The following is a 2,672-nucleotide window of genomic DNA, read 5'->3' on the forward strand; positions in this document are numbered from 1 at the left end:
AAAGTCATGCTCTTTCGAAATCCGGTCTCCATGCCGCAAACTGGGCAAGCTGAGAATCTGTACGGTGATAGTAACGCTGATCTTTATCGAGCTTTGCAATCTCTGACATCTCTTCAGCTGTAAGACTGAAGTCAAGGATATTCAGATTATCTCTTATGTGATCGACATTCTTGCTTCCGGGAATAACGACAAATCCCATCTGTGTGTGCCAACGAAGGATTATCTGAGCAGGTGTCTTTCCGTATTTCTTTCCGAGATCTGCAAACAGAGGTTCTTCTATCAAAGACTTATCTCCATGCCCCAGAGGATACCAGCTCATCAGCTTGATATCGTATTTATCGAGTGTCTTTCGAAGATCCTTCTGAGTGAAGTACGGGTGAGCTTCGACTTGGATAAACTGAGGTACGATCTCCCACTTTGTCTCAAGTTCTTCGATATACTTTCCCTCGAAATTAGAGATTCCTATCGACTTAGCCTTGCCTTCCTTATATGCTTTCTCAAGTTGTCTGTAACCTTCGAGCCAGTTACCTGCAGGCTGATGGATGTACAGAAGATCTACATAGTCGACACCGAGTCTCTCGAGAGTTTCATCAACGGCATTAGGGTTTTCATATTCTGACGGCCAGAGTTTTGTAGAAAGGAATACTTCTTCTCTTGCAATACCACTGTCACGCATTCCTCTTCCTACTGCTCTCTCATTGACATAAGCATTAGCTGTATCGATGAGCCTGTAGCCCATCTTCAGTGCTTCTCTTACGCTGTTCTCTGCATCCTTGGGCGACAGCATGAATGTTCCGATACCTACTACGGGGCATTCCAATCTGTTGTTTAAGATAGTGTTTTCCATGATCGATTCCTCCTGATTCTTTAATACGATGATACTTTTTAGCTTGCTTTAGCGCAGAGAGTTCTTGCTCTCATCAACTGCTTCTTTAAAGTACGGCTCCCTTACATCCGTAGGACCGCCTTTATCCATTAATTCATATACATAATTTTTAGGATAGTCCATTACTCGGTCCTCCTTGTCAGATCCCGTTTTCTTTAAGCCACTTCTCGACAGCTTTCTTCGAATCCGCTGCTCTGCTTCCTGTGATGGGAAGGCCGGACTTGATCGTGGCACCCTTCGCATATTTCTTAAGGTCTCTCTCGGATGAACCCATTCCGCTTCCTTCGTTGGTACAAAGAGGAAGTATCGTCTTGCCATTAAAATCGAACTTCTCAAGGAATGTAACGACTGCCATAGGGAACGTTCCCCAGTAATTCGGGTAGGCAAGGATTATCTTGTCGTACTGATCGATACTGTCAGGAACCGAAACAAGCTCTGGCCTTTTACCTTCACGAAGATCCTGCTTTGCCTCCTCGATACAAGTCATGTAAACTGGAGAATAGGGTTCCTTCATCTCGATCTTAAAGGTATCTGCGTTTATCAAATCCTTCATGAGATCTATTACGATCTCTGTATTGCCTACCTTTACATATCTCATTGCTCCGCCGAAATAATTCTCATCTGCTCTTGAGAAGAATGCTATCAATGTGTTTGCCATAGTATTAACCTCCATTGTGTTTGTAGTTGATGTTTATGTTTACATTCTGGCATAGCTGTTATAGGATATCCAATAGAAAGACTTAATATCCGATTCAATTATTAAATAACAGGTGATGCCCGTGAATACTAAACAGATCGACTACTGTATAGAGCTTGCAAGGACTTTGAACTTCAGCAGAGGTGCTGAGAATATGTTTGTCAGCCAGCCGACATTCTCTTATCAGATAAAGCTTTTGGAAGAGGAAGTCGGATTCGAGATCTTTGAGCGGAATGGCAAGGGTGCTACACTCACGCCGGCAGGACAACAGTTTGTTTCATATCTTACCAATATGCGAGAAGAAATGAAGCGTGCGATTGAACAGGGACAGAACTTTAGTGCTAAGTATAATGACAACATCACGATAAGCCTGATGGTAAGACAGGCTGTATACTTCCTTCCTGAAGCTATCAGGCTGTTCGAACAAAGAGACATCGGTGTGCAGATCACGCCTGTTTTCCAATATGATAATGGTCTGGATTCTTTCATGAAGAACGAGTCTGACGTTCTCTTCGCACTTAGGGAACAGACAAGGCAGCTTGCAGGTGTGAATGTACACGACCTTTTTGAAAGTCACATATACCTCATCACTGACAGGAACGATCTGCTTACTAAGAAGGATCTTATAACTGAAGAGGATATTTATGGAAGAACCCTGATGGTGGGAGGAGGATCACCTCCGGCGCTACGCGCAGTTCAGCAAAGGCTCATCTCCTCTGGCAAGATGGATTATTTCAACAGCCCTGATCACGATACTACATTAACTAATGTTGCTGCCGGTAAAGGTATATGCCTTGCTCCTGGATTTCTGAACGATCACAGTGGCCAGTTCGCATGGATCCCATTTGACTGTAAGGAGTTCTTTTCCTGTGTTCTTGTTACTCGCAAAAACGATAACAGAAAGGAACTACGGGAGTTTATCGCTTTGCTCCAGAAGCTCTATAGTGAAGCTATAGCTGTACCACTATAAATAGAATGAGCCACACATACTTCTCTTAGATAATATGAAATGACCTCACGTTTGTAGCAACGTGGATTTACCTATATGCTTAAAGTTGCAAACAAAAGCTATGGGATTTACCACATACA

3 protein-coding genes are annotated in these 2,672 nt (G+C 43.1%); 1 reads left to right on the plus strand and 2 read right to left on the minus strand.

Going from position 1 to position 2,672, the window contains the following annotated elements; all coding sequences use genetic code 11:
- Positions 1 to 4 precede the first annotated feature (4 nt).
- Together AC52RT_RS12265 and AC52RT_RS12270 are read right to left on the minus strand one after the other, a co-directional pair.
- Positions 5 to 847 (minus strand): aldo/keto reductase, encoded by an 843-nt coding sequence (locus AC52RT_RS12265; RefSeq protein WP_495541008.1) that lies wholly within the window; start codon positions 845 to 847, stop codon positions 5 to 7.
- 178 nt (positions 848 to 1,025) lie between these two features.
- Positions 1,026 to 1,544 (minus strand): flavodoxin, encoded by a 519-nt coding sequence (locus AC52RT_RS12270; RefSeq protein ID WP_495541009.1) that lies wholly within the window; start codon positions 1,542 to 1,544, stop codon positions 1,026 to 1,028.
- A 121-nt stretch (positions 1,545 to 1,665) separates the two neighbouring features.
- Here AC52RT_RS12270 and AC52RT_RS12275 point away from each other — a divergent pair, with 121 nt between their 5' ends.
- Positions 1,666 to 2,553, plus strand: coding sequence for a LysR family transcriptional regulator (locus AC52RT_RS12275; protein ID WP_495541010.1), 888 nt, complete (start codon positions 1,666 to 1,668; stop codon positions 2,551 to 2,553).
- The last annotated feature ends 119 nt before the right edge of the window (positions 2,554 to 2,672 follow it).

It is taken from the genome of Peribacillus sp. (assembly GCF_059453735.1).